This window comes from Bowdeniella nasicola, from assembly GCF_001907295.1.
Lineage (GTDB): Bacteria > Actinomycetota > Actinomycetes > Actinomycetales > Actinomycetaceae > Bowdeniella > Bowdeniella nasicola.
The window spans coordinates 1-24960 of record NZ_MQVR01000035.1; the positions used below are offsets into that span (position 1 = coordinate 1).

Sequence of the window (24960 nt, forward strand, 5' to 3'; positions counted from 1 at the left end):
CGACCATGACCGATACCGACACGCCCGCACTAGCAAGCTAAAACCCCAAACGAGAGGAAAACGCCGTTACACCACTACAAGGGACTTGACCCTCGGCGTTGACTACAGCGTGGAACGGCTTGTCGCCGCCGCGCTCAATCCTCCCAGTTGAGACGAGGCCGGGGTAGATCGGATCACGGAAGTCCGCCACGAAGACCAGGTCGTCGAGAGTTCGCGTGGCCTCATCCTTGGTCCTCGGATCAAGCAGACTGGCTACGCGCTTACCCTTGGCGCCTGAGATTGAGGTCACGATCCAGTTCGCTTTGGACTCAGCCTCACTGTCGCCGCGAGGTGGCAGGAAGCGCACCTTGTCCCCAACGGAAATCGGCCGACCGGTCAGCGCGACGGACTCCGGGGTGTGCCGCTCGAAGTTGAGTCCAAACTGCCGCCTGCTCTGCAACGCCTCAATGTGACGGCGCAGCTCTCTTGCCACGCCTGGGTCCGCTTCCTCTACGCGACCTAGGAGAAACTGCAACTGATTACTCACAGCGCCCCTCCACTTCACTACTTCTTAGACCCAGACATAAGCCCCGTCCGGAACTCGACGACGTCGCCGTCTTGCATGACGTAGTCCTTGCCCTCCATGCGCATCTTGCCGTGGGCGCGAGCCTCTGCGATGGAGCCCTGCTCGACCAAGTCCTCGAACGAGATGACTTCGGCCTTGATGAAGCCCTTTTCGAAGTCGGTGTGAATGACGCCCGCGGCCTGCGGCGCCTTCCAGCCCTTGCGGATGGTCCACGCACGGGCCTCCTTCGGGCCGGCGGTGAGGTAGGTCTGCAGGCCGAGCGTATCGAAGCCGACGCGGGCCAGCTGGTCCATGCCGGACTCCTCGATACCGACATCGGCGAGCATCTCGGCGGCTTCCTCCTCGTCGAGCTCGACGAGCTCGGCTTCGAACTTCGCGTCGAGGAAGATGGCCTCGGCAGGGGCGACGAGCTCACGCAGCTTGGCCTGCATCTCGGTATCGGCGAGGCCCTCGTCGTCGGTATTGAAGACGAAGATGAACGGCTTGGCCGTCATGAGCTGGAAGCTCGCTAAGTGCTCCGCGTCGAGGCCCGCGTCCTTCGCGCCACGCGACAGCAACACGCCGCGCTCGAGGAGGTCTTTGGCGCCGAGAGCCGTATCGAGGACAGACTTGTCGGTCTTCTTGCCGCGTACCTCCTTTTCCAGGCGCGGGATTGCGCGCTCGAGGGTCTGCAGGTCGGCGAGGATGAGCTCGGTCGAGATGGTCTCGATATCGGAGGCCGGATCGACCTTGCCATCGACGTGGACGACGTCGGGATCGGAGAACGCACGGGTGACCTGACAGATGGCGTCGGCCTCGCGGATGTTGGCGAGGAACTGGTTGCCGAGACCTTCGCCTTCGGAGGCGCCGCGCACGATGCCGGCGATGTCGACGAAGGAGACCGTGGCGGGCAGGATTTTTTGCGAGCCGAAGATCTCGGCCAGGACCTTCAGCCGGTCATCGGGCAGCGGCACGACACCGACATTGGGTTCGATCGTCGCGAACGGGTAGTTCGCGGCGAGCACCGTCGCGCGGGTCAGGGCATTAAACAGGGTCGACTTGCCGACGTTGGGCAGTCCAGCGATTCCGATAGTGAGGGCCACGTCGACCCACTTTACCGCGCTCGATCACGCTTGTGCTCTCGGAGGTAGCCCAGGGCGGTAAGGATCACGGTCCCCACGAACCAGGCGAGGACGACGCCCGCGGAGACCCAGAGGTTCTGGTCGGGGTTGGTCATGAAGAACTCCATGTCCTGTTGCGGAGCGAGCGCACGCCACGCCAGCGCACCGAAGTGGTAGGTCGGCAGGTAGGGGGCGATCTTCTGGAAGACCTCCGGCAGTGACTCCAGCGGCATGAAGAAGCCAGACAGGAACGACAGCGGCAGGAACAGGAGATTGACGATCGTCGTCGCCGCGCGGGGCCGCGCCCAGTAGGCGATGGCGGCGCCGAACGGCGCGAACCAGAGTGCGCCCGAGATGCACACGGCTGCCGCCAAGAGTGCGCGCGGCCAGTCGAACTCAACGTTGCCAAATAGGCTCGCTGCTCCCAGCAGCAGGGTGACCATGACGAACGCGAAGACGAGGTTCATCACGAGCTTGCCGCCGAAGTACGTCGCCATCGTCATCGGTGTGGCGCGCATGCGGCGCAGCCAACCCTGGGAGCGCTCGGAGGCGATATCACCGCCGAAGGCGAAGAGCGATTGGCTGACGATACCGTAGGCAGCGAATGAGATTGCCAGGACGCCGGGCACAGCGAGCCCCGAGGGCAGGATCTGGTTGCGGTTGGTCAGGCCGAACATGGCGAACAGGATGATGGGTAGCAATACGACGCCGACAACGTATTCCGGCAGGCGGCGGTTGCGCGTGACTTCCGCGCGGACCTGGGCAGCAAATGCGCTCATGAGAGGACCTTTTCTTCGGTAGTTGCGAGGTGAACGAAAGTGTCTTCCAGGGACGCCCGCACCACGGTGAGGTGGGCGAACGGTAGGCCGGAACGTACGAGGTCGACGACGGACTCATCGGCGTCGCGCGCGGCGAGGCGGACACCTTCGCCTTCGGGGACTGCGGCGATGACGCCTGCAAGGTTCTTGTAGCTGCTAGCAGGCAGTGGGGTCGCAAACTCGACGACCATGCGCGCGCCACGCGCGGCAAGCTCGGCGGGACTCGCGTCGGCGACGATCCGCCCGTTGGAAAGCATGATGACGCGTTCGGCCTGGGCTTCGACCTCGGCGAGGTTATGCGAGGAGAACACTACGGTCGCGCCCCGCTCGGTGTAGGCGGCGAGCCCGTCCCAGAATCGACGGCGAGCCATGACATCGAGCGCCGCGGTCGGCTCGTCGAGGTAGAGCAGTTTCGGGTCGCCAACGATCGCGATGGCAAAGCTCAGGCGCTGGCGCTGACCACCAGATAGCTGCCCGACGAGCTTGTTTCGATGGCTCGTCAGGTCGGCGAGTTCGATCGCCTCGTCGACCGGGAGCGGCTTCGGGTAGTAGTGGCCGACGAGGTCAACGATTTCGCGGACGGTTAGCGAGGTCGGCGCATCGGTGTCCTGAAGCATGGCACCGACCTGGAGACGAATAGCCCGATCGTTCGGGTTGCCGCCGAGGACCTCGATCGAGCCGGCGGTCGGGATCTGGAGCCCGAGCAGCATCTCGATCGTCGTTGTCTTCCCGGCTCCGTTCGGGCCAAGGATTGCGGTGGTGGATCCGGAAGCAATCTCGAACGAGACGTCGTCGACGGCCCGGATGGGCTCGTCCGTACCGCTTTTGCGGGACTTGAATTCTTTGGTGAGGCCGGTGGCGGCGACTGCGGTGTTCATATCCGTCACGTTATGGAAGGATGTCCCCCTCGCCCCAGGGGCTGCCGTCACGACTTTGTCCGGCTGCGACCCATGACTACCGGCACCCCCGAGATCATGGGCTTGCCGCTAGCGTAGGGTTATGCAAGAAGAGGCGAGTGAGAAGCGCAGCGGACGACTCTTATCTGGGGTGGCCATCGGCGCGTACGGGCTCGTCGGCTTCGGCGCGATCGTCCTCGCGCCGACGACGTCCATCCTGTTTTGGGTCTGTTATCTCCTCGGGTTCGCGTCCCTCGTTTTGCTGGGGCTCATCAGCACACCCCGCCTCGAGCAGTTCACCGCCGCCTTCTTCGCTGCAGTGTGCCTCCTCCTGCCCCTCGTTGACCCGGTCGGCGGCCTCTCGACCGTCCCCTTTGTCATTGCGGCAGCGACCGTCGCGCTCGTGTTTTCACAGCGGGTCGGCCTGATCTATGTCGGGATGCAAATCCTCGTCGGCATGGTCCTTTCGGGGCCGGACACTTCTTCGGTCGTCAACATCCTCCTAATCACGCTGCTGTCGCTGTTCGCAGTCTTCGTTTCGGGCATCGCGATGCGCGAGGCCGAAGCCCGCCACCAGCTCGCGGCTGCGCAGGAAAAACTCGCGGAAACGACGCGAGCAACGGAGCGGCTGCGGATTTCGCGCGACCTGCATGACCGCGTCGGGCACCAGCTCTCGGCGCTTGCCTTGAACCTTGAGGCGGCCAGTCATCTGAGCGGCGGGACGCCTGCGCACGACATCGTCGAACAATCCCGACTCCTTGCCAAGCAGGCCCTGACCGAAATCCGCGGCGTCGTGACCCAGCTGCGCGATGACGCGCCCGATACCTTCCTCGCACGCCTGCGCACCTTTGCGGATCGGATCCCCTCCCCCGAGGTCAGGATCGACGCGGGCGCACTCTCGGTGCCTGAGCAAGTCACGGGCGATCTCGTCCTCGCCACCCAAGAAGCGATCACGAATGCGGTTCGGCACGCGAATGCCTCGCACATCATCGTGCGGATCCGGGACGTCGGCGATGTCATCAGCGTGCGGGTCAGCGACGACGGTGTCGGTGTCTGCCAACTCGCCGTCGGGAATGGGCTGCGGGGGATGGTCGAGCGCATCAGCGCACGCAGCGGCACCGTCCACTTCGATACCAAACCCCCAGGCTTTACCGTAAACCTCACCGTCCCGAAGGGAGCATCGTGACGAGCCCTACCCCACTTCGCGTCGTCCTCGCCGATGATCAGTACCTCGTGCGCGCGGGCATCGTCTCGCTGTTGGGACTCGACACGTCCATCACAGTGGTCGCGGAGGCCAGCGATGGCGAGGAAGCGCTCACTGCGATCGCCGAACACCGGCCCGATGTCCTCTTGCTCGACCTGCGGATGCCACGGCTCGATGGCATCGGCGTGCTCAAAGAGCTCCAGGCAGGCGGAAACTCCACCCCCGTCCTCGTCCTTACCACCTTCGACGACGATGAACAGGTCGTCGCCGCGATGCGTGCGGGCGCGCGCGGTTACCTGCTAAAGGACGTGACGCTCGAGGAACTAACGACGGCACTGCGGGAAGTCGCCGCGGGCAAACGTTATATCCAGCCCGCGATCACCGCGACGCTCGTCGCCCATTTCGCTGACCCCCCGACTGCGCAGGGCCCCGCATTAATCCCGCAGCTAACCGATCGCGAACGCGATGTCCTACGCCTCATGGCAGCCGGGTGGGCAAACCGAGAGATCGCCGAGTCCCTGCACTTGGCGCAGGGAACCGTGAAGAATCACGTCTCGGCGATCATGGACAAACTCGGCGTGCGTGACCGCACAAAAGCCGTGCTGCGCGCGCTAGAACTCGGGCTGCTGTCCGGGAATTAGCCGAACAGGTCGGCAAAGGAACTGTAGAACCAGCCGACGCGGTTCACGAGCAGGAATACCAGCGCGCACGTGAGCAGTTGCCCCATAATGAGCATGACCGGTGCGATGTGCGCCCACCAACGGCGACGGGAGCCCGGCTCACCGCGCCGCGCGATCTCCGGCGCTACGACGGCAAGCGTAAGGCAGATCAGCGTGAGAGCAGCGACGATCGTCGCGAGCTTCGCGGACGTCAGCCCAAACGGGGTCGCGGGTCCCCACATCAATTCAGCGGCGAACACTGTGCTCTCCAATCCACTTCAGTGCAGCAGGCATCTGCTTATACCAGTTCTTCCACCCGTGACCGCCCTTTTGATAGGGCAGGACGGTGACGGTATCGCCAGGCTGCGCCTTCTTCTCGATATCGCGCGCATCCTCGATCGTGCCGGGATCATCCTTCGAGCCAATGAGCAGAAGGCGGACCGGAAGCTTGCGGGACTTGTCGGCCAGTAGCTCCGTGAGCTTATTGGCATCACGGACGGCGGGGTTGCCCGCCAGCCCGCCGTCGATCGGGGTGTTATAGCCGTGGAACCAGACCTCTGCACCAAAGACGTCCGGGTGCTTGATTGCGAGGCGAGCTGAGCAGTACGCGCCCGCGCTCACTCCCATGATCGTCCAGTCGTCCTTGTTCTTCGAGACCGCATAGTTCGCACGGATGACATTGGGAACGTCGTTCACGATCCATGATTCGACCTTCGGGCGGCCCTTGAAATCCGCGCAATCGGTCGGCTGGCCACCGATATTCATCGAAGTCGAGACCACGATCGACGGCGGAATCGTGCCCGCGTCGATCGCTTCCTGAACCCACTTTTGGACGCCGATCGCGGTCTGAATCGCGCTCGCGCGGCCCGGGTTACCCGGAAGCAGGTATATCACATTGTACGGGCCCTTGGACGGGTCGTAGCCCTTCGGGGTCCACACGCGAACCTCCTCGGTGATGCCAGACTTCTCGCCCTTGAACTTCGCCTGCTTGATGCCTTCTTCGTCGGAGTCCGTAAAGTCGACCTTCGTCGCCGGATCGGATTCTTTCACGGGCTCCGCCTTGACGGGCGTCGGCGCCCCCTTGGGCACAAACGCTGCGAAGTACTCTGCCGCCTCGGAGGGTTTTTCAAAAAACTCGAAGTGCAGATTAACGAACATGCCCCCAGTCGTGACCGCCAAGATGCAGGAGACGAGGACGGCAAGGACACGCTGAACGGAGCGCAGCACCGCCCCGCCCCGTGCACGGTAAAGCAAAAAAATCGTCAGCGCTGTCCACCCGACGGTGATGATGACGGCGCCGATGACCACCGGCAAACTCAGAATATTCACGGGCCTATTGTTCAGCCAATCGCACGCTGGTCAATCAACCGACAGACGCATACCTACCGAACAGATGTCCACCTTGACGAGGATAATGTCCGAACCGTGCGGGATCCTTGCCCCATGAACGCATCCAATGTTGTCTTTGTCATAGCGGCGCTGCTCATGGGAGTCGCCATGGGATACCTCCTCGCGGGCCGAAGGGGGGCAGACCGAACAGCTCAGCTATCCATGCGCCTCGGTATGGCCGAGGGCAAGGTCGCTGAGCTGACGGCCCTGTCTGCACGCCAGTCCGAAGACGAGGACGGCTACCGCTCCCTGCTGGTGACGATCAAACCGCTAGAGACCCGACTGGCCGAACTGCAACGCCAGGTCATCACTGCAGAAAAGGAACGGGCGGCCGCCAATGCCCAGCTGACAGAACAGCTGTCGCAGCAGGCCGCAACGGGCGCGGAACTGTCCCAAACGACCAGTGCCCTGGCTGGCGCACTGCGCAACGCGGCGACCCGAGGTTTTTGGGGCGAGGTCGAGTTGGAGCGACTCGTCGAGGCCGCGGGCATGCTGCGTCACACGGATTTCTCGACGCAGCAGGTACTGTCCAATGGCGCTCGCCCGGACATGGTGATCAACCTGCCCGGCGGCGCAGCGATCGCCCTCGATGCGAAGGTTCCGTTCGACTCCTACCTGCTCGCGAGCGAACTCGGAGAGGACGCGAGTCTGGAGGCAACCGAGCGCCGTAATCAGTACCTCCTTGACCATGCTCGCGCGGTCAAGCGCCATATCGATGCCCTCGCGCAGCGCGACTACCCCACCGCGCTTGGTGGCGGCATCGATCTCACGATCCTCTTCCTGCCCGCCGAGCCGCTGCTGTCCGCCGCGTGCGCGAAGGACGCCACGCTGCTCGAATACGCCCTTCGCAAGCGCGTCGCGCTCGCGACACCTGTCTCCCTCCTCGCAATCTTGCGCAACATCGCCGCGACGTGGTCGCGCGAGGAGATCAGCGAACGCGCGCACCAACTGCTCGCCTCATCGCAAGAAATGGTCAAGCGCCTGTCGACGTTCGCAGGTCACCTCGATGGCGTCGGCAAATCGCTGCAGTCCTCCGTGGAGTCCTATAACAAGGCCGTTGGCTCCTTCGACAAACGCCTGACCGTGCACGCGAGAGCGCTCGCGGAGTTGGACCTCGGCGACGTTCCGGAAGTACGGCAGGTCGATGTCGCGCCCCGTAGCGTGACCTACGAGAGAGCCGAAAACTCGTAGTCAGCGTCCCTTCGGCTCACGGACCTTGTGGGGACGGTCCGGCTGGTAGCCGGCCTTCTTCAGGTCCGCACGCAGGTTCTTCGGCAGCGAGAAGATGATGTCCTCGGTTGCCGTGCGCACCTCTTCGACACGTCCGATGCCGAGCTCACCTAGCTTCGTGACGACGTCGCGCACGAGGATCTCCGGAACGGAGGCACCGGAGGTGAGGCCCACGGTCTGAGCGTCCTTGACCCACTCGGGATCGACCTCATCGGCCTTATCCACCCGGTAGGCAGCCTTCGCGCCCGCTTCGAGCGCGACCTCGACGAGGCGCACGGAGTTCGACGAGTTCGCCGAGCCCACGACGATGACGACGTCGCATTCGGGCGCGAGCTTCTTCACCGCGACCTGGCGGTTCTGGGTCGCGTAGCAAATATCGTCCGATGGCGGATCCTGCAGATTTGGGAACCGCTTGCGCAACAGATCGACGGTCTCCATCGTTTCGTCGACCGACAGCGTCGTTTGGCTGAGCCACACGACCTTATCGGGATCCCGGACCTCGACCGTATCGACCTCATGCGGGCCGTTCACGACCTGGATGTGGTCCGGGGCTTCGCCGTGCGTACCCTCGACCTCTTCGTGGCCATCGTGGCCGATGAGCAAGATGTCGTAATCGCCGTTAGCAAACCGGACTGCCTCCTTGTGAACCTTCGTCACGAGTGGACACGTGGCATCGATCGTCTGGAGTTGTCGGGCAGCGGCTTCGGCGTGGACCTGCGGGGAAACACCGTGTGCGGAGAACACGACCCGAGCTCCTTCGGGGACCTCGTCGGTTTCGGACACGAAGATCGCGCCGCGCTTTGTCAGCGTCTCAACGACGAACTTGTTGTGGACAATTTCTTTGCGCACATACACGGGTGCGCCGTAGTGTTCGAGTGCCTTTTCTACCGCGTCGACAGCTCGGTCGACGCCGGCACAATACCCGCGCGGGGCGGCCAAGAGAATCTTCCGATTCGGGTCGGCATCGACCCCGGGCGTTACGGCCGGAATTTGGTCGGGGAACGCGGAGGCACCTGCAAGCGAAGTCGGAGTAGTCACGCCCTAAGGGTACCGTGACCGCCTGAAATGTCACCGGCGTCTGCCATGCTGGTGGCATGCCACCGACCGATCCCACCGTGCCCGCCACGGCCCGTGAGACCTCCCCGGAACATCCGTGGCCACTACGTCTGCTCAACACGAAGATCGATGAATACATCAATCGAATGTCCCCGCTATGGGTCGAGGGCCAGCTTGTGCAAGTCAATCGCCGACCCGGTGCATCGATGGTGTTCATGACGCTGCGTGATACCGACACCGACATGTCGATGAACGTATCGATGTTCGCCCGCGATTTTGAGCGGATCACCACCCCGGTTGCGGACGGGGCGCACGTGGTGATCAACGCAAAGCCAACATTCTGGGTCAAGCGTGGCTCGCTCCAACTGCAGGCTAAAGAGATTCGTTCGGTCGGACTCGGTGCGCTGCTAGCCAAACTCGAAGAACTCAAAGCACTCCTCGCCGCCGAAGGGCTTTTTGCGCCTGAGCGTAAAGTGCCGCTGCCCTTTCTACCTCGGCGCATTGGCCTGGTCTGCGGCCGGGAATCAAAGGCCGAGCACGACGTGGTCGTCAACGCCCGGGCCCGCTGGCCCGCGATCGAGTTCGAGATCCGTGAAGTCGCAGTCCAGGGTGCCTATGCCGTAGCCGAGGTCTCCGATGCGATCGCCGAACTCGACGCCGATCCGAATGTCGATGTCATCATCGTCGCTCGCGGTGGCGGCAGCGTTGAGGATCTCCTGCCGTTTTCCAACGAGCGTCTCGTGCGCGTCGCATCCGACTGCGTAACCCCGCTCGTCTCCGCAATCGGGCATGAGACTGATACTCCCCTGCTCGACCTCGTCGCCGACTTCCGTGCCTCGACCCCGACGGACGCTGCCCGCCGCGTCGTGCCCGATATCGCCGCGGAGCGGCGCCAGCTCGCCATCGCCCTTGCCCGGCTCGACCAAGCGATCGAACTCCTACTCGACCGTGAGAGCGATGCACTGCATGCGATGCGAGCTCGTCCAGTCCTCGCCCAGCCCGAACTGCTCATCGACCGTCAGGCCGAACAGCTCATCTCGGTGCGCGAGCGGATGGAACGTTTCGTTACCCACCGACTCGACCTCGCAAGCGCCGACATCGAACGCCTGCGCTCGCGCGTGCGAGACCTATCCCCAAAGACGATCCTCGAGCGCGGCTATGCGGTCGTGCGCGATCGCGATGGTCACGTGCTGACCGACGCCGAACAAACCGAGCCTGGTGATAGCTTCGACGTCATCTTGCACCGCGGCCGCATCGGCGTCGAAGTCGTCGCCGCCACCACCGAAACGTTCACGAAAGGAACCTCATGAGCACCTCCGAACTGCCCGACCCGGCAACGCTCGGCTACGAACAGGCCCGGGACGAACTCGTCCGCGTCGTGACGCAACTGGAATCTGGTAATGCTGGCCTGGAAGAATCACTCTTGCTGTGGGAACGCGGCGAGGCTCTCGCCAATCGCTGCGATGAATGGCTGACGGGTGCTCGCGAGCGCCTCGCCGAGGCCAAAGCCCGCCGCGAGGATGCTGACGACACGAAGGAGTAACATGCCCGGCCCGATTCTAGTCCTGGGCGAGGCCCTCATCGATGAGGTTCACCGCCAAGGAGATGTCGCTCAGCACCCAGGTGGTTCCCCCATGAACGTCGCGGTCGGGCTCGCGAGGCTCGATAACGATGTCCATCTGCTCTCGCAGTGGGGGGGCGATGCCGATGGCGATCGCATTGAGCAGCATCTCACCTCCTCAGGCGTGGTCATCGTTCCCGGAACGCGCAGCACTAACCCCACCTCACGGGCGATCGCGACAATCGACGAAACCGGCGCCGCAAACTACGAATTCCATGTCACGTGGGACCCGCAGTCCTCAGCAACACTCGATGGGGTGAGCCACGCCCACACCGGCTCGATCTCGACCGTGATTACACCCGGGGCCAATAAGGTAGCCGAAATGATCGAGTCGCTTGCCTCCTCCGCCACGGTCTCCGTCGATCCCAACGCCCGACCATCGCTCATGGGAGATCCTGCCGAAGCCTATGAACGGATTTCTCGAATCATCGCGAACGCCGATATCGTCAAGGCCTCCGACGAAGACATCGCCTGGCTGACGAAAGACACTGACGAGCGCGATGTTGTTGAGCAGTGGCTGGCGGGCGGGGCCGCTATCGTAGTCGTCACCCGCGGCGCGGATGGCGTATCCGCATATTGCGCGGCGGGCGAAGTCTCCTCCCCTACTCTCGCAACCGAGGTTGCCGACACCGTCGGGGCGGGAGATTCCCTCATGGGCGGGCTCATTGATGGGCTGAACCGGCTCGGGTTACTGGGCGCGGCCAACCGAGACGCTCTCAACGACGTGAGCCTGATCGATCTGACCGAGGTCATCACGTGGGCGAGCGCGATCTCCGCGATCACCGTCTCTCGCGACGGCGCTAACCCGCCTACCACCGCGGAGGTCCGTACCTTCCTTTCCGAGCACGATATCTCCACGCAGTTCGCGGATCGGTAAACTGCCCGCATGACGCACACTCCGGCCAGCGCCAAGACCCTCCTTATTGACGGAAATCGCCGATTCGCCGCGGGCAGTCCGCGCCATCCCCGCCAGGATGCCGCCGCCCGCGCGACTCTGCTCGAGGGGCAAACCCCACACACGTGCGTCATCTCGTGCTCCGATTCTCGGGTGCCTCCCGAGATCATTTTTGACCAGGGATTCGGCGACATGTTCGTCATCCGCAACGGCGGCCACATCCCGACCGATGTCGTCCTCGCCTCCGCAGAGTTCGCGCACGTCGTGGCCCAGTGCTGCCTCATCGTCGTCCTCGGACACGAGAGCTGCAAAGCCCTCGAGTTTTCTCGCAAACTCCGCGCGGGCGAAGAACTCGACCTACCCGGCTCGACTTCGGTCCTCACGAACGGGGTCCTGGCCGACCTCGTCGACGATGATGGCTCCCTCTTCCCGACGGTGCCCCGCATCGTCGAGCGGCTGCGCGGTTCGCAGGTGTTGGGAAAAGCGGAAGCCGACGGCAAGATCGAGATTCTTGGCGCCGGCTACCACCTTCACAGTGGCGAGGTCGAATGGCTGTAGGCCGCTAATCGAGCATGCTCGTAACGAGGTCCGAGATCTCGCTGCGCTCCGACTTCGTCAGCGTGACGTGTGCGAAGAGCTTGTGATTCTTGAGCTTTTCGATCACCGCGACGACGCCGTCATGGCGCCCGACGCGCAAGTTGTCGCGCTGCGCGATGTCGTGCGTGAGAATCACCTTGGCGTTTTGTCCCACGCGCGATAGCACCGTCAGCAGCACATTGCGCTCGAGCGACTGTGCCTCATCGACGATCACGAACGCGTCATGCAGCGTCCGGCCACGAATGTGCGTGAGCGGCAAAATCTCGAGCAGTCCCCGCGAGGCGACCTCGTCGGTGACTTCCTGCGAGACCACGGCTGAGAGCGTGTCAAAGACCGCTTGGCCCCACGGGTCCATCTTCTCGGCCTCGCTGCCCGGCAGGTAACCGAGCTGCTGCCCGCCTACTGCATACAGCGGACGGAAGACCATGATCTTGCGGTATTTGCGCTGTTCGAGTGTCAGCTCAAGACCCGCGGCGAGGGCAAGTGCGGACTTACCGGTGCCGGCGCGACCACCAAGCGAGAGGATCCCGATCTCGTCGTTCATGAGGTGTTCGATCGCGACGCGCTGCTCGGCGCTGCGGCCGCGCACCCCGAAGATTTCGCGATCCGTACGGATGACGCGCAGCTTGCCGTCAGAGTTGACCGTACCGAGGGCCGAGCCGCGCGCGGAGGTGAGGATGACGCCCGTGTGGACCGGCTGCTCGGCGAGCTCATCGCCGGACAGCAGCGAGTCGAACTCGAGCTCGCCGTGCTCCCACAGCTGGCTCATTTCCTCCTCGGTGAGTTCCGCGCGAGCCATGCCCGTCCACCCGGACTCGATGACCTGCTGGGCGAGGTACTCCTCGGATGCGAGGCCCACAGCGGAGGCCTTGACGCGCATCGGCAGGTCCTTGGACACGACGATGACGTCGTGTCCGTCGGCGGCGAGCTGGGCGGCGACGGACAGGATTCGCGAATCGTTGTCCCCGAGCTGGAGACCGGACGGCAGGGCGGATGACTTTTCATGCTCGAGGTCCACCCAGAGTCGGCCGCCGTCACCGCTGGGGACGGGCCGATCGAGGCGACCGTGCTCGACGCGCAGATCGTCGAGCGCATGCAGGGCTTGGCGGGCGTAGTAGCCCAGTTCGGGATGGGAGCGTTTGGCCTCGAGTTCCGTGACGACGATGATCGGCAAAACCACGTCATGTTCGGCGAACCGCGTCAGAGCGAGGGGGTCGGACAGGAGAACAGAGGTGTCGATGAGGTAGGTGCGCACACCTTCTCGTCGTTCGATGACCGGTGTGGACGTCATGTCTTGACCGTAACCGGATGCGGCGGTGTGTGCATGCGCACACGCCATGGACAACATGCACGCAAAATCTTGAACTTGGGAACAATACGAGACATGACCGTCCGTCCTGCCCGACTTGCCGGCGAACTGACGCTTCCGGCCAGCAAATCCGTTGCCCAACGCGCCCTCATCGCGACGGCCCTCACGGGTCGGCGCTTCGAGAAGAACGCCCCGGTTTTTCGGATCGACTATCCCGGCGCGGACGTCATCTCGATTGCGCACGCGATGGCAGCCCTCGGCTCCCTCGAAATCGAGCAGGCCACCGACGACGTCCTCATCGTGCGTGCCCTAGGCACCCCGACGGATCTCGGCAGCCCCGAAGCGCCGCTCGTCCTCGACTGCGGTAACTCCGGGACCGGGATGCGCCTACTCATGGGAGCCCTCGCGGGCCTGCTCGCCGACCGCCCCGGCGCCGTCACGCTCACGGGCGATGCATCGCTCTCGGCTCGGCCGATGGAACGCGTCGCCTTCCCGCTGCGCCGGATGGGCGCGAGAATCGAGACCGCCGCCGGGCACGCGCCGCTAACGGTCACCGGCCCCGCACCGCTCGCCCCCATCGACATCGCCCTGCCGGTGCCCTCCGCACAGATCCTCACCGCGCTCTGCCTCGCGGCCCTCGCCACCGATGGGACGACGACCATCGACCTGCCAGGCCCTTCGCGCGACCACACCGAACGCTTCCTCGCCCACTGCGGCGTCGACATCTCCCGCAGCGGGGAGACGACCACGAGCACGACGATCACCGGCCCCGCCAACCTCGAGCTGCGCAGCCTCGACGTGCCAGGCGATGAATCCTCTGCGGCCTTCTGGCTCGCTGCCGCAGCCCTGCACCCCGACGCCGAGATCACCATGCGCGACGTCGGCCTCAACCCGACGCGCACCGCATTCCTTACGGCCCTGCACGACATGGGCGCGACAATCGAGATCCGCCCCGATGCCGCGACCGGCCCCGAACCCACCGGCACGCTCATCGCCCGCAGCGGCGCCCCCTTGCGCCCGATCGTGATCGAGGGCCTACGCAGCGCCGACCTCATCGACGAACTCCCGATCCTCGCCGTCGTCATGGCGGGCACCCCGGGCACGTCCACGGTGCGCGACGCGGCCGAGTTGCGCGTCAAGGAATCCGACCGCATCACGCTCACGTGCGAAATGCTGCGCGCCGCCGGCATCGACGTCATCGAACACGACGACGGCTTCACGATCACCGGCAGCGACCATCGCTACCTCGAGACCTCCGGCGAGGTGATGCGTGTGCGGACCGACGGTGATCACCGCATCGCGATGGCGGCCGCGATCCTCGAGGTGACCGGCGTCGCGCCCCGCCCGATCGTCGCCGACGATGAGGCCTGTGCCGCCGTGTCCTACCCGCGCTTTTTCGACGACCTCGCCGCGCTTTCGGGACCCCGACCCGCGCCCGCGAGGTGAATCGGGGATACTGGGGACCATGATGGGGCGCACCTTTCAGCTCTTTGGTCACGGCATCGCCTACTCGGCCTCGCCGGTGATCATGGCTGCCGCCTTCGACGCCCTGTCCCTGCCCCACCGCTACGTCATTTCCGACGTGACCGAGCGCGAATTCCCCGCCACGCTCGAAGCGTTGCGCGGCAGTAATGGCGGCGCGAACGTGACCGTGCCCTACAAGCAGACGGCTGCCGAACTCGTCGACGAACTCAGCGAAGAAGCCGAAAGACTCGGCGCCGTCAACACCATCGAAGTGCGCGGCGAGCGCCTCATCGGGCACAACACCGACTACCCCGCGATTCTCGACGAGCTCGACGCGTTCGGCACGTCCTTTAGGCGCGCCGCGATCCTCGGGGCGGGCGGCGCGGCCGCGGCCGTAATGCTAGCGCTTCAGACGCGCGGTATCGAGTCCGTGACGCTGGCGCGCCGCGACGGCACGTGGGAGGCCGCTCCGGCCGAAATCCCCGACTGCGATCTGCTCATCAACGCGACCCCGATCGGCACGCAGTCGGCCGAACTGCCGGTCGCGCGCGAGCTACTCCGGGCCGACCTCGCCGTCTTCGACCTCGTCTACCGCCCGACGCCGACGGCGCTCGTTGCCGCCGCCCGGGAGCTCGGTGCCCCGGCACGCGCGGGTGCAGGTATGCTCGCCGGCCAGGGGCGGCGCGCCCTCGAAATCTGGATCGGGCAGGCTGTCCCGGCCGACCCGATGCTCACCGCTTTGCTATCGACCCTGGGAGCCAGCCATGTCTAGTGTCATCCTCGTCGGAATGCCCGGAGTCGGGAAAACGACCGTCGGCACCGAACTGGCGTCCCGCCTCGACCTGCCGTTTCGTGACCTCGACCGCATCTTCGAAGACGTCCACCGCATCTCCCCCGCCGAGTACATTCGCACGCGCGGCGAGGACGCCTTCCGAGTCAAGGAAGCCGAACTCATCTCGCGCGCGGTCGCGGGCGAGAGCGCCGTCATCGCAACGGGCGGCGGCGTCGTCGTCGATCCCGTAGCCCGCTGGCAGCTGTGGAACGCCGGGACCATCGTCTGGCTCGACGCCCCCGACCACGTCCTACGCAACCGGTTCAGCGCCGACCCTGACCTGCGTCCGCTCACGCAGTCGGCCGAGCAACTCGCCGAGCGCCGCGCCCAGCGCCTGCCGTACTACCGCGCGGCCGATATCCACGTCGATTCGACGGCGCAAAAGGAGCGGCTCGCGACCCAGATCATCGACGAGCTGCGCGCGCGCGAGAAAATCGCGGTCGCCGAACGAGGCCGCCTATTGTTCAAGATGGAAACGCGGCGCGACCACCCGATGGGCCCGCGCGAGGCAACGATCGCGTTCGCTGATCATCTGCCCGCCACGTGGCTGCGCTCCCTGATCGAGGAATACTCCGCCGGCGTGCCCATCGTCGCGGCCGATCGCAACCCGGCCGCGGGCCACCCCGACCTCATGTCGATCCTGCCGAGCGAGCGTGTCTACCTCATGACGGCGGGGGAGCAGAATAAGCGCCTCGCGAGCGTCGAATCGCTTTTGGAGTTCGCGGCCGAACGCCGCGCCGAGCGCAAGGACGCCTGGATCGCCCTCGGCGGCGGCACCACCGGCGACCTCGTCGGCACCGCGGCCGCGCTCTACCAGCGCGGCGCCCCGCTCATCCAGATGCCGACGACGTGGCTCGCGATGGCCGACGCGGCGATCGGTGGGAAGGTCGCCGTCGACCTGTCGGCCGCGAAGAATTCCGCGGGCGCCTTCTGGCCTCCCGTCGCCGTCATCGCCAACACCGCGACGCTCTCGACCCTGCCGCGTGATCTCCTGCTCGACGGCATGGGTGAAACCCTGAAGTCGGGCGTCATCGGCGACCCGTGGCTGTTCGACCTCGTCGAGCGGCGCGGCAGCGCGGCCCTCGACACCGATGCCCCCGACCTCGCCGCGCGCTACGCCATGATCGAACGCTCGGCGCTGCTAAAGATCGGCGTCGTCGAGCGCGATCCCTTCGAAGAGGGCGAGCGCCGCAACTTGAACCTCGGCCACACGATCGGGCACGCGCTCGAGATCGAATCCGGTTACCGACTGCCCCACGGCCGCGCCGTCATCCTCGGCCTGCGCGCGGTCGCCGCGATCGCCCGTCGCCGCGGCGCCGACCCTGCGGTCGCGCAGCGTATCGAAGAAACGGCCGCCGAGCTCGGCTTCGAACTCACCCGCCGCTTCGATCCCGCGGTCGTGAAGGACGTGTTGAAGAGCGACAAGAAGTCCCACCGCGGCGCCATCACCTGGGTCCTGCCGATGGACATCGGCGAGGTCGTCCAGGTCAACGACGTCACCGAGGCGGAGATCGACGCCGCCCTAGCCGAGATTGCCCAGCCATGAGAATCCTCGTCCTGAACGGCCCGAATCTCTCGATGCTCGGCACGCGCGAGCCCGAGATCTACGGGTCGACGACGCTGCCCGAGATCATCGCCGACATGCGCGCTCACGCCGCCGAGGGCGGCCACGAGCTGCTCGACTTCCAGACCAACCACGAAGGCGGCGCGATCGACCGGCTCGAGCAGCGCGATTTTGACGCGCTCATCATCAACCCGGGCGCGTGGACGCACTATTCTTACGCGCTGCGCGACGCCCTTGCCTCGCTTACCTGCCCCGTCATCGAGGTTCATATCTCCGATGTGACCGCACGCGAGGACTTCCGCAAGATCAATGTGCTCACCGACGTCACGACACAGCAGATCGCGGGCAGCGGCCCGCGCGGCTACCTCGAGGCGATCGATGCCCTCGCCTAGCGCCCCATGCGGCGTTCGCGCTGGCCGTAGTCGCGTAGCGCGCGCAGGAAATCCACGCGCCGGAAATCGGGCCAGTAGGCCTCGCAAAAGTAGTACTCCGAATGCACGGATTGCCACAGCAAAAAGCCGCCGAGGCGCTGCTCGCCACTGGTGCGAATCACAAGGTCCGGATCGGGCAGCCCCGCCGTATACAGGTGCGCGGTGATGTCCTCGACGCTGAGCTTCTCGGCGGCCTCGTCGATCGACTTGCCGGCCGCCGCCTGTTCGCGCAGGAACGAGCGCACCGCATCGGTGATCTCGTGGCGCCCGCCGTATCCGACGGCAACGTTGACGACCATCGTTTTTTTCCCCGTCAAGAGGTCACGGTTGCGTGCCTCGGCGTCGGCGAGGCACTGCGCTTCGGCCTCGGGCAGCAGGTCGAGCGCGCCCGCGACGCGCAGCCGCCAGCGGCCGTCGTCGGCGATCTTGTCCACGGCCGCGCAGATGATCGTCAGCAGTTCGGTGAGCTCGGCCTCCGAGCGCGCGAGGTTATCGGTCGAGAGCATCCATAGCGTGACGACCTCGACCCCGAGATCGGCGCTCCACGCGAGCAGGTCCGAGATCTTATCGGCGCCCTTTTGGTGGCCGTGCGACGCAGGGGTCCCCAGCGCCCGGGCCCAGCGCCGGTTACCGTCGAGAATGACCCCGATATGGCGGGGAACGCGCGCGGCATCGATCTCCCGCGCGAGGCGATGCTCGTACAGGGGATATAACACTGAGCTCAGCGCCACGATGTCTCCTTCCGCCTCGCGAGTCCCACGAGAACCGTTGGTGCCATTGTGTCAGGAAACTTGAAGGTGAGATGCGCTTCGTATGCTCGACTATCGTCGGAGAAGGAGGTTACGATTGCGTAGGTTACGGAAGCGTAAGTTAGGAGGCAGCCATGACCCATCACGTCAAACTACGTTCGACGTCATCGACTCCTGTCCGGGTGGCCGACCGTATGGAGGACATGATGGAGCAGGTTAAACCTCATCTGCGCGGGTGGATCCACGCGATCACCGCGCCCCTCGCGCTGGCGGTCGGCATCGTGCTCATCGCCCTCACCCCGACCGCCATGGGGAAGCTGACCGTCGCGATCTTTGTCGCGACGACGGTGATCCTGTTTGGCCATTCCGCGGTCTACCACCGTGGCAACTGGTCGGTGCGCGTCGGCGCGATCCTGCGGCGGATGGACCACGCTAATATCTTCCTTCTCATCGCCGGCACCTATACCCCGCTGTCGATCTTCCTGCTCGACCGCTCAACCGCGACGATGGTGCTCTCCGTCGTCTGGGGCGGTGCACTCCTTGGCATCCTGCTACGAGCCTTCTGGCTCGACGCACCCCGCTGGCTGTACGTGCCGCTGTATATCGCGCTCGGCTGGGTCGCCGTCTGGTTCCTCCCCCAGTTCTGGACCGCGGGCGGACCGGCGATCGTCTGGCTCGTCGTCACAGGCGGACTCGCCTACACGCTCGGCGCGGTCGTCTACGCGCTGAAGTGGCCCGATCCGGCCCCGCGCTGGTTCGGCTTCCACGAAATTTTCCACGTCGGCACCGTCATCGGCTACGTCTGCCACTGCGTCGCGGTCTTCATGGCGGCGATGACGCTGCGCTAGTTTCTCGCGCGCAATTGCTCAGCGCGTTTTAGGCTGGTGGCACCGGAAGGAGCCACCGATAACGACCTTTAGCACTCCCCCCTGGGAACTCCATCGCGCAACCCCTGAGACCGTTCTCGCAGACATCGATCCCGACGCAACGCCAGGCTGGAAGGACGACAAAACCGACGCCGAAGCGTTCATGGAAAAACGCGGCGAGTTACTGTCCGAGCTGCAAGAGCGTCTCTTTGCCGACGGCCGCTCGGGCGGTAAAAAGGCTATCTTGCTCGTCATCCAGGGCATGGATACCTCCGGCAAGGGCGGCATCGTCCGCCACGTCATGGGCATGGTCGACCCGCAGGGCGTCGCGCTGCGTTCCTTCGGTGTGCCGACGGCAGAAGAACGCAAGCACCACTACCTGTGGCGCGTCCGCCGCGCGCTCCCGCCGGCGGGCAAGATCGGCGTCTTTGACCGCTCCCACTACGAGGACGTCCTCGTCGTTCGCGTCGACAAGCTCGTCCCCAAAACACATTGGGAAAAGCGCTACGACGAGCTCGTGAACTTCGAGAAGAAGGCCGCGGCCGATGGCATCAGGATTATCAAGGTGATGCTCCATATCTCCAAGCAGGAGCAGGGCGTTCGCCTCATGGAGCGCCTGGACCGGGCCGATAAGCACTGGAAGTTCAACCCCGGCGACGTCGACGTGCGCGCGAAGTGGGATGACTACCAGGCCGCCTACCAGGACGCGATCACGAAGACCACGACGGACGAGGCCCCGTGGTACGTCGTGCCCGCCAATAACAAGTGGTACTCCCGACTCGTCATCACCGAGCTCCTCATCAAGGAACTGCTCGAGATGGACCTGAAGTGGCCCCGCCCGCGCTGGCACGCCGATGTCCAAAAGCGCCGCCTGAGCAAGACCATGGCTCCGGAGACGGTCGAGATCGCGGAAAAGAACGAGAAGAAGGCCGTCGCCAAGACCGAAGAAGAAGCGGTCGAACTCGCCGAGATGGTCGAGGATTTCGTCGACGACTACGACGGCGAGGCAAAGGAGTCCAAGCCGAAGAAGTCCAAAAAGGACGCCAAGGACGCTAAGGCGAAGAAGGACAAGAAGAAGCCGAAGGCGAAGAAGGACTCCAAGGACAAGAAGTCCAAAGACGACAAAAAGAAGTCCAAAAAGTCCAAGAAGTAACCTACCGGTCTTCGCCCTCGGCCTGCCGGCGGGCTAGCTCTTCGCGCGCGCCCTTATCGGGATCGTAGTCCGGCGCACGGTGGCCAAGCACGGTCTCCGCGAGCGGCCCCTGCGTCGGCTTCAGGTTAGGGTCGATCGGGATCTGTCGCCGCTTGTCCTCGCTCGACTCGCCGTAGAGTTCTTCTTCGCGTTCGGCAGCGTGGAACGTCGCCTTACGGATGTGGCGGGAAAACGAGCTGAACAGCAGCCAGCCGAGGACCGCTAGGACAAGGAACGTGAGGAACCCGGAGATTCCGGGAGAGACGAGATAGCGATCGATCTCCGTTGGCGATGGGCTCGGCACGGGACTGAAAACAACCATCGGTTCCTTAACCTCTATCGACGATGTCTTTGCCTAGTCTATCCCTGCGAATAGGTCGTCCTCCATGCCCGTGACCGGGAACGCGGAGTAGGCGAGCTCGAACTCTTCCCAAGGCCATACTTCGGCCTCGAGATCGTGCGGAACCTGAAAGAAGAATCCGTCCGGGTCGATCTGGGTCGCGTGGGCGCGCAGCGCCGCGTCCCGCTGCGGGAAGAACTCATCGACCTTAATCCGTGCGGTCGCCTCGCGCTGGGGGCGCTCACCGCGCGAGCGCAGCCATTCGAGGAACGGGGATTCCAGTCCGCGCTCGACCATGGCCTCGTGGATCGCTTCGAGGCGCTCCTGCCCGAACGACACGTCGTAGTAGACCTTCTGGATCTGCCACGGCTCGCCGAGTTCGGGATGGAATTCGGGGTCGGCCGCGGCGGCTAGCGCCGCCATCGACACACGGTGCGTCGCGATGTGATCCGGGTGCGGGTAGCCGCCTATCTCGTTATAGGTCGTCATGATGTGGGGGCGGAACTCGCGGATCTGCTTCACGAGCGCAACCGTCGCTTCTTCATCGGGAACGAGCGCGAAACAGCCCTCGGGCAGCGGGGGCATTGGGTCGCCCTCCGGCAGGCCGGAGTCCACGAAGCCGAGCCAGGCGTGTTCGATCCCGAGCGCTTCGGCGGCGGCCGCCATCTCGGCTCGCCGCACCTCGAGAAGGTTGTCGATAATCTGCTTATCGTGCTCCAGGCGGGGGTTGAGGATATCGCCCCGCTCGCCGCCGGTGCAGGTTACAACGCGAACGCGGTGACCCTCGGTCACGTACCGCGCCATCGTGCCGGCGCCCTTGCTCGCTTCGTCATCGGGATGGGCATGAACAGCCATCATCCGCATGTTGGTCTCACCTCAGTTAGCTACACAATTCCTGTTGGCGATCATACGTGCTCGGCCCCGATAGGATGAACCCATGGTCAGCAACGAGGAGTACTTGCGCGAACGCTATGGTTCCACCGAAGGCAAGAATCGCCTCCTGTGGCTCGGTGGCGCGATTGCGGCCCTCATCATCACGATCTGGCTGATCTGGCAGGCAGTAGCGATCACGAAACCGCAGGCCCATTCCTCGGTTATCGGCTCGACGGTCAACTCCGATACGTCCATCACGGTGCGCTATAACGTGACGAGCTCCATCGGCGAGAAGGTGCGATGCACCATCACCGCGTATAACGCGAACACGATCGAGGTCGGTGTGACCGAGGTCGAGACCGAGATCGTGACCCAGCCGGCGACGGTAAACGTCGATGTGCCGACGACGCAGCGCGCGACCCGGGGCGACGTCCAGCACTGTACCGTCGTAAAATAGGGGTTTCAGCGAGCGCAGCAAAAATGCGCTCCTGCTATGCTCATCGCAGCAACCGCACCTCGGCAAAGGGCCGAGGTTGTCTTTTTATGTATGGAGGAACCGTGACGGAGACCTGGCTAACCCAAGAGTCCTACGACCGTTTGAGCGCGGAGCTTGAACACCTCAGTACGACGGGACGAGCAGAGGTCGTCGCCCGTATCGATGCGGCGCGCCAAGAAGGCGACCTCAAGGAAAACGGTGGCTACCACGCGGCGCGCGAAGAGCAGTCCAAGCTCGAGGCCCGCATTGTCCAGCTGACCGAGCTGCTGCGCGACGCCCAGGTGGGCGAAGCGCCCGCCGACGACGGTATCGCCGAATCGGGCACCGTCGTCCACGCGAAGGTCAACGGCAAGGACATCACGTTCCTCATCGGTTCGCGCGAAGCCGCGGCCGACGTCGACCCGTCCCTGAAGGTCTTTTCCGAGTCCTCCCCCATCGGGGAAGCCGTGATCGGCCACAAGGTCGGCGAAACTGTCAGCTACGAAGCCCCGAACGGCTCGACCATCAAGGTGAAGATCACGAAGGTCAAGCCGTTCCGCGGCTAATGTCAGGACTCTGACGAGTCCCGCATCTCGACTGCGTCCTTGCCCTCTGGCTCCGCCTCGGAGTCGGTCTCGGGTGAGGACGCAGTTTTTTCGCGGGCAAGCGAGGCCTTGATCTTGGCGCGTTCGGCGCGGGCGATGGCTCGCTCGCTTTCGCTGAGCTGCTCGAGATCTTCCTCGGTCACGTTCTCGACGAGTTCGACGACCTCACGCCGTTCCGCGACGTCGACACTGTCGTTGAAGGTGCCTTCGATCTGCTCCGAGAATGCTCCGGGCGGACCGCCGGGCCGTCCCGGGTCGTTCGCGAGCGCCGGAAATTTATCGCGCCCGTTGAAGTAGAGGATGACCGTGTTAAGGAAGGCCACGAACGGCACAATGAACAGGGCTCCGACGATGCCCGCGATGTAGGTCGCACCCGCCACGGCGAGCAGCACGGCGACCGGGTGCAGGGAGACGGCATGGCCCATGAGGAACGGCTGCAGGACGTTGCCCTCGATCTGCTGCACCGCGAGGACCACGATGAGCATGAGGATCGCCGTCGACAGGCCGTGCGAGACGGCCGCGACTAGCACGGCGATCGTGCCGGTGACGAGCGCACCGACGATCGGGACGAACGAGCCGAGGAAGACGAGGACGCCCAGCGGCAAGAAGAGCGGCACGCCGAGCAGCCAGGCACCCACACCGATGCCGATGGCATCGACCGCGGCCACGAGGATCTGCGTGCGCGCGTAGCCGCGCAGGGTCATCCAGCCGCGGATCGCGGCCTCGTGGGTGCGTTCGCGCGCGCTCACGGGAATGAGTCGCACGCACCACAGCCAGATCCGTCGGCCTTCCATGAGGAAGAAGAACAGGCAGAAGATGGCGATCAGCGCGCCGGAGAGCACCTGGCCGACCGACGTGGTCACGGTCATCGCGCCGGAGGCGAGGACGGACGCGTTGTCCTGCAGTTTCGTGAAGAATTCCTGCTGGACCTCCGAGATCTTCGATGGGTCGATCTTCAGCGGCCCCTCAGACAGCCACGACAAGAGATGATCGAAACCGGCAACAGCGGAGCTCGCCAGATCGGAGAAGCCGTCAACGAGCGCCTGCCCCGCGAAGGTCAGGAGCGCGGTGATCGCGGCGAGGGTACCGACGACCGTCGTGAGCGCCGCGAGCGCCCGCGGGAACCGCAGCGTGCGCCGCAGCCACTGGTTGATCGGCTCGAGCAGGACCGCGATCAGCGTCGCCACGAGCAGCGGTACGACGATGATCTGCATCCAGTACAGGGCGTAGACCAGCACCGCGAGCGCCGTGATGATGAGGAGCACGCGCCAAGACCATTCGGCCGCGGCCCGCACCGACCAGGGAACGACAGCATCCGGATCGTCGTCCTTCTTCGCGGTCACGGACACGAGCGCCTCTTCCGGGTACCGGTTCGCGGTCCCTGCCGCCCGGACGCGCTCGGTGGATTCCGCCATTCGTTCGCGCGATGTGCGCGCGAGTTTTCGGATCCAGTGCGGTGTGGTCGGTGGCATCGGCGGATTCGCTTTCCCTAGTGCGGATAACCAGGCTGTTACGACTGTAGTTTACGGCGATAAGACCGGCTCGTTAGCAGGGGCTGGCCGCGCACGTTCACGTTGGTTACGATCGCGCTATGTCGACGAATGAATCCGGCCCGCAGTCCATCGGTCTCGCCCTGGGATGTTTCTGGGGCGCCCAAAAACTCCTCGATAGCCTCGACGGAGTCCTCGAAACGTCCGTCGGGTACATGGGAGGTACCGCCGAGAACCCGAACTACCGGCAGGTCTGCTCCAGCACGACGGGCCACGCCGAGACCGTGTGGGTCACCTACGACCCGGCCCGCATCGACGTCGCCGAGATCCTTGCCATCTTCCTCGAAAACCACGACCCGACCCAGGGCGACAGGCAGGGCAATGACATCGGCAGCCAGTACCGTTCCGTTGTCTTCCCAACGACGGCCGAGCAGGCTCAGACCGCGCGTCGCCTCATCGCCGATTTTGAACCGCGTCTTGCCGAGGCCGGTTTCGGACCGATCACGACGACGGTCGAGGAGCCGGGCGCACACACGTACTGGCCCGCCGAAGAAGAGCACCAGCACTACCTGAAGAAGAACCCGTTCGGCTACTGTCCGGTCCACGCGACCGGCGTGACCTGCAGGTAGATCGCCATGACTAAAACGGCTCTTCCGGTTCTAGAGTGCGTTGACCCGGGCTGATAGCTGCCCGGAGTGGAGCAGACAGCGCAGCACGTAGTGGCCGAAGTTCCTAAACCC

General features: G+C 64.6%; 28 protein-coding genes. 16 read left to right on the forward strand and 12 right to left on the reverse strand.

Translation table 11 applies throughout. The features are described from left to right. Positions 1 to 37: 37 nt before the first annotated feature. The 4 genes from BSZ39_RS14585 to BSZ39_RS06975 form a co-directional block, all read right to left on the reverse strand. Entirely contained in the window at positions 38 to 472 is a 435-nt protein-coding gene (locus tag BSZ39_RS14585) for a hypothetical protein (RefSeq protein ID WP_143180416.1), read from the reverse strand. Positions 473 to 543: 71 nt separating this feature from the next. Next, the gene (ychF, locus tag BSZ39_RS06965) at positions 544 to 1647 is read right to left on the reverse strand and encodes a redox-regulated ATPase YchF (protein ID WP_073716647.1); all 1104 of its coding nucleotides are present in this window, start codon (positions 1645 to 1647) and stop codon (positions 544 to 546) included. Positions 1648 to 1658: 11 nt separating this feature from the next. Next, positions 1659 to 2444 (reverse strand): ABC transporter permease, encoded by a 786-nt coding sequence (locus BSZ39_RS06970; protein WP_073716648.1) that lies wholly within the window; start codon positions 2442 to 2444, stop codon positions 1659 to 1661. Continuing rightward, complete coding sequence (locus tag BSZ39_RS06975; RefSeq protein WP_083603014.1) at positions 2441 to 3361, reverse strand: ABC transporter ATP-binding protein; 921 nt, start codon at positions 3359 to 3361, stop codon at positions 2441 to 2443. The genes BSZ39_RS06970 and BSZ39_RS06975 overlap by 4 nt, the downstream gene beginning before the upstream one ends. A gap of 121 nt (positions 3362 to 3482) precedes the next feature. On the opposite strand from BSZ39_RS06975, the gene BSZ39_RS06980 reads away from it, so the two are divergent. Then, positions 3483 to 4565 (forward strand): sensor histidine kinase, encoded by a 1083-nt coding sequence (locus BSZ39_RS06980; protein WP_083603016.1) that lies wholly within the window; start codon positions 3483 to 3485, stop codon positions 4563 to 4565. After that, the gene (locus tag BSZ39_RS06985) at positions 4562 to 5224 is read left to right on the forward strand and encodes a response regulator (RefSeq protein WP_073716650.1); all 663 of its coding nucleotides are present in this window, start codon (positions 4562 to 4564) and stop codon (positions 5222 to 5224) included. Before BSZ39_RS06980 ends, BSZ39_RS06985 begins: the two co-directional genes overlap by 4 nt. On the opposite strand, the gene BSZ39_RS06990 is transcribed toward BSZ39_RS06985, so the two are convergent. Next, entirely contained in the window at positions 5221 to 5502 is a 282-nt protein-coding gene (locus BSZ39_RS06990) for a hypothetical protein (RefSeq protein ID WP_073716651.1), read from the reverse strand. The genes BSZ39_RS06985 and BSZ39_RS06990 overlap by 4 nt on opposite strands. Beyond that, a complete protein-coding gene (locus BSZ39_RS06995; RefSeq protein ID WP_143180417.1) occupies positions 5489 to 6571 on the reverse strand; it encodes an alpha/beta hydrolase in 1083 nt (360 codons plus the stop codon). Before BSZ39_RS06995 ends, BSZ39_RS06990 begins: the two co-directional genes overlap by 14 nt. A gap of 222 nt (positions 6572 to 6793) precedes the next feature. Here BSZ39_RS06995 and BSZ39_RS07000 point away from each other — a divergent pair, with 222 nt between their 5' ends. Beyond that, positions 6794 to 7822, forward strand: coding sequence for a DNA recombination protein RmuC (locus BSZ39_RS07000; RefSeq protein WP_158025103.1), 1029 nt, complete (start codon positions 6794 to 6796; stop codon positions 7820 to 7822). Here BSZ39_RS07000 and BSZ39_RS07005 read toward each other — a convergent pair whose 3' ends face one another. Further along, positions 7823 to 8851 (reverse strand): 4-hydroxy-3-methylbut-2-enyl diphosphate reductase, encoded by a 1029-nt coding sequence (locus tag BSZ39_RS07005; RefSeq protein WP_073716672.1) that lies wholly within the window; start codon positions 8849 to 8851, stop codon positions 7823 to 7825. It abuts the gene before it with no gap. Between the two features lie 104 nt (positions 8852 to 8955). Here BSZ39_RS07005 and xseA point away from each other — a divergent pair, with 104 nt between their 5' ends. The 4 genes from xseA to BSZ39_RS07025 all read left to right on the forward strand — a co-directional run bounded on the left by xseA (position 8956) and on the right by BSZ39_RS07025 (position 11991). Beyond that, positions 8956 to 10227: an exodeoxyribonuclease VII large subunit gene (xseA, locus tag BSZ39_RS07010; RefSeq protein WP_083603018.1), complete on the forward strand. Its 1272-nt coding sequence runs from the start codon at positions 8956 to 8958 to the stop codon at positions 10225 to 10227. Beyond that, on the forward strand, positions 10224 to 10460 hold the full coding sequence (locus BSZ39_RS07015) for an exodeoxyribonuclease VII small subunit (RefSeq protein ID WP_073716654.1): 237 nt from the start codon (positions 10224 to 10226) through the stop codon (positions 10458 to 10460). Before xseA ends, BSZ39_RS07015 begins: the two co-directional genes overlap by 4 nt. Positions 10461 to 10551: 91 nt before the next feature. Further along, positions 10552 to 11415 carry a PfkB family carbohydrate kinase gene (locus tag BSZ39_RS07020; RefSeq protein ID WP_245792448.1) on the forward strand — a complete coding sequence of 288 codons (864 nt, stop codon included), beginning with the start codon at positions 10552 to 10554 and terminating at the stop codon, positions 11413 to 11415. 9 nt (positions 11416 to 11424) lie between these two features. After that, positions 11425 to 11991, forward strand: coding sequence for a carbonic anhydrase (locus BSZ39_RS07025; RefSeq protein ID WP_073716656.1), 567 nt, complete (start codon positions 11425 to 11427; stop codon positions 11989 to 11991). Between the two features lie 4 nt (positions 11992 to 11995). On the opposite strand, the gene phoH2 is transcribed toward BSZ39_RS07025, so the two are convergent. Beyond that, positions 11996 to 13321 carry an RNA 5'-3' helicase PhoH2 gene (gene phoH2, locus BSZ39_RS07030; RefSeq protein ID WP_073716657.1) on the reverse strand — a complete coding sequence of 442 codons (1326 nt, stop codon included), beginning with the start codon at positions 13319 to 13321 and terminating at the stop codon, positions 11996 to 11998. Between the two features lie 93 nt (positions 13322 to 13414). Between phoH2 and aroA the strand changes: the two genes are divergently transcribed. Genes aroA through BSZ39_RS07050 form a run of 4 tightly spaced genes read left to right on the forward strand, consistent with a single transcriptional unit; the run spans position 13415 to position 17591 of the window. Beyond that, positions 13415 to 14785 (forward strand): 3-phosphoshikimate 1-carboxyvinyltransferase, encoded by a 1371-nt coding sequence (gene aroA, locus BSZ39_RS07035; RefSeq protein WP_073716658.1) that lies wholly within the window; start codon positions 13415 to 13417, stop codon positions 14783 to 14785. 19 nt (positions 14786 to 14804) lie between these two features. Further along, positions 14805 to 15575: a shikimate dehydrogenase family protein gene (locus BSZ39_RS07040; RefSeq protein ID WP_073716659.1), complete on the forward strand. Its 771-nt coding sequence runs from the start codon at positions 14805 to 14807 to the stop codon at positions 15573 to 15575. After that, complete coding sequence (locus BSZ39_RS07045; RefSeq protein ID WP_073716660.1) at positions 15568 to 17181, forward strand: bifunctional shikimate kinase/3-dehydroquinate synthase; 1614 nt, start codon at positions 15568 to 15570, stop codon at positions 17179 to 17181. Before BSZ39_RS07040 ends, BSZ39_RS07045 begins: the two co-directional genes overlap by 8 nt. Beyond that, on the forward strand, positions 17178 to 17591 hold the full coding sequence (locus tag BSZ39_RS07050; RefSeq protein ID WP_073716661.1) for a type II 3-dehydroquinate dehydratase: 414 nt from the start codon (positions 17178 to 17180) through the stop codon (positions 17589 to 17591). Before BSZ39_RS07045 ends, BSZ39_RS07050 begins: the two co-directional genes overlap by 4 nt. On the opposite strand, the gene BSZ39_RS07055 is transcribed toward BSZ39_RS07050, so the two are convergent. Next, a complete protein-coding gene (locus tag BSZ39_RS07055) occupies positions 17588 to 18361 on the reverse strand; it encodes an isoprenyl transferase (protein ID WP_073716662.1) in 774 nt (257 codons plus the stop codon). The two genes, BSZ39_RS07050 and BSZ39_RS07055, sit on opposite strands and share 4 nt — an antisense overlap. A 212-nt stretch (positions 18362 to 18573) precedes the next feature. Between BSZ39_RS07055 and trhA the strand changes: the two genes are divergently transcribed. Both trhA and BSZ39_RS07065 read left to right on the forward strand, forming a co-directional pair. Then, the gene (trhA, locus tag BSZ39_RS07060; RefSeq protein ID WP_245792449.1) at positions 18574 to 19227 is read left to right on the forward strand and encodes a PAQR family membrane homeostasis protein TrhA; all 654 of its coding nucleotides are present in this window, start codon (positions 18574 to 18576) and stop codon (positions 19225 to 19227) included. Positions 19228 to 19285: 58 nt separating this feature from the next. Then, complete coding sequence (locus BSZ39_RS07065; protein ID WP_083603025.1) at positions 19286 to 20398, forward strand: PPK2 family polyphosphate kinase; 1113 nt, start codon at positions 19286 to 19288, stop codon at positions 20396 to 20398. Between the two features lies 1 nt (position 20399). Here BSZ39_RS07065 and BSZ39_RS07070 read toward each other — a convergent pair whose 3' ends face one another. Continuing rightward, positions 20400 to 20741, reverse strand: a complete 342-nt coding sequence (locus BSZ39_RS07070; protein WP_222842890.1) for a hypothetical protein — start codon at positions 20739 to 20741, stop codon at positions 20400 to 20402. 51 nt (positions 20742 to 20792) lie between these two features. After that, complete coding sequence (gene mca / locus BSZ39_RS07075; protein WP_083603027.1) at positions 20793 to 21632, reverse strand: mycothiol conjugate amidase Mca; 840 nt, start codon at positions 21630 to 21632, stop codon at positions 20793 to 20795. An 82-nt stretch (positions 21633 to 21714) separates the two neighbouring features. Here mca and BSZ39_RS07080 point away from each other — a divergent pair, with 82 nt between their 5' ends. Continuing rightward, positions 21715 to 22107 (forward strand): DUF4307 domain-containing protein, encoded by a 393-nt coding sequence (locus BSZ39_RS07080; protein ID WP_073716667.1) that lies wholly within the window; start codon positions 21715 to 21717, stop codon positions 22105 to 22107. 86 nt (positions 22108 to 22193) lie between these two features. Beyond that, positions 22194 to 22691, forward strand: a complete 498-nt coding sequence (gene greA, locus BSZ39_RS07085) for a transcription elongation factor GreA (RefSeq protein ID WP_073716668.1) — start codon at positions 22194 to 22196, stop codon at positions 22689 to 22691. 2 nt (positions 22692 to 22693) lie between these two features. Here the strand turns inward: greA and BSZ39_RS07090 are convergent, their stop codons facing one another. Further along, positions 22694 to 24145 carry an AI-2E family transporter gene (locus BSZ39_RS07090; RefSeq protein ID WP_073716669.1) on the reverse strand — a complete coding sequence of 484 codons (1452 nt, stop codon included), beginning with the start codon at positions 24143 to 24145 and terminating at the stop codon, positions 22694 to 22696. 176 nt (positions 24146 to 24321) lie between these two features. Between BSZ39_RS07090 and msrA the strand changes: the two genes are divergently transcribed. Continuing rightward, complete coding sequence (gene msrA / locus BSZ39_RS07095) at positions 24322 to 24849, forward strand: peptide-methionine (S)-S-oxide reductase MsrA (RefSeq protein ID WP_073716670.1); 528 nt, start codon at positions 24322 to 24324, stop codon at positions 24847 to 24849. The last annotated feature ends 111 nt before the right edge of the window (positions 24850 to 24960 follow it).

Coding starts and splice junctions, on each gene's coding strand:
- BSZ39_RS06970 (WP_073716648.1), bottom strand. CDS start 2,444: ATGAGCGCATTTGCTGCCCAGGTCCGCGCGGAAGTCACGCGCAACCGC.
- BSZ39_RS06975 (WP_083603014.1), bottom strand. CDS start 3,361: ATGAACACCGCAGTCGCCGCCACCGGCCTCACCAAAGAATTCAAGTCC.
- BSZ39_RS06980 (WP_083603016.1), top strand. CDS start 3,483: ATGCAAGAAGAGGCGAGTGAGAAGCGCAGCGGACGACTCTTATCTGGG.
- BSZ39_RS07000 (WP_158025103.1), top strand. CDS start 6,794: ATGCGCCTCGGTATGGCCGAGGGCAAGGTCGCTGAGCTGACGGCCCTG.
- xseA (WP_083603018.1), top strand. CDS start 8,956: ATGCCACCGACCGATCCCACCGTGCCCGCCACGGCCCGTGAGACCTCC.
- BSZ39_RS07015 (WP_073716654.1), top strand. CDS start 10,224: ATGAGCACCTCCGAACTGCCCGACCCGGCAACGCTCGGCTACGAACAG.
- BSZ39_RS07020 (WP_245792448.1), top strand. CDS start 10,552: ATGAACGTCGCGGTCGGGCTCGCGAGGCTCGATAACGATGTCCATCTG.
- BSZ39_RS07025 (WP_073716656.1), top strand. CDS start 11,425: ATGACGCACACTCCGGCCAGCGCCAAGACCCTCCTTATTGACGGAAAT.
- phoH2 (WP_073716657.1), bottom strand. CDS start 13,321: ATGACGTCCACACCGGTCATCGAACGACGAGAAGGTGTGCGCACCTAC.
- aroA (WP_073716658.1), top strand. CDS start 13,415: ATGACCGTCCGTCCTGCCCGACTTGCCGGCGAACTGACGCTTCCGGCC.
- BSZ39_RS07040 (WP_073716659.1), top strand. CDS start 14,805: ATGATGGGGCGCACCTTTCAGCTCTTTGGTCACGGCATCGCCTACTCG.
- BSZ39_RS07045 (WP_073716660.1), top strand. CDS start 15,568: ATGTCTAGTGTCATCCTCGTCGGAATGCCCGGAGTCGGGAAAACGACC.
- BSZ39_RS07050 (WP_073716661.1), top strand. CDS start 17,178: ATGAGAATCCTCGTCCTGAACGGCCCGAATCTCTCGATGCTCGGCACG.
- trhA (WP_245792449.1), top strand. CDS start 18,574: ATGGAGGACATGATGGAGCAGGTTAAACCTCATCTGCGCGGGTGGATC.
- mca (WP_083603027.1), bottom strand. CDS start 21,632: ATGGCTGTTCATGCCCATCCCGATGACGAAGCGAGCAAGGGCGCCGGC.
- BSZ39_RS07080 (WP_073716667.1), top strand. CDS start 21,715: ATGGTCAGCAACGAGGAGTACTTGCGCGAACGCTATGGTTCCACCGAA.
- greA (WP_073716668.1), top strand. CDS start 22,194: ATGTATGGAGGAACCGTGACGGAGACCTGGCTAACCCAAGAGTCCTAC.
- BSZ39_RS07090 (WP_073716669.1), bottom strand. CDS start 24,145: ATGGCGGAATCCACCGAGCGCGTCCGGGCGGCAGGGACCGCGAACCGG.
- msrA (WP_073716670.1), top strand. CDS start 24,322: ATGTCGACGAATGAATCCGGCCCGCAGTCCATCGGTCTCGCCCTGGGA.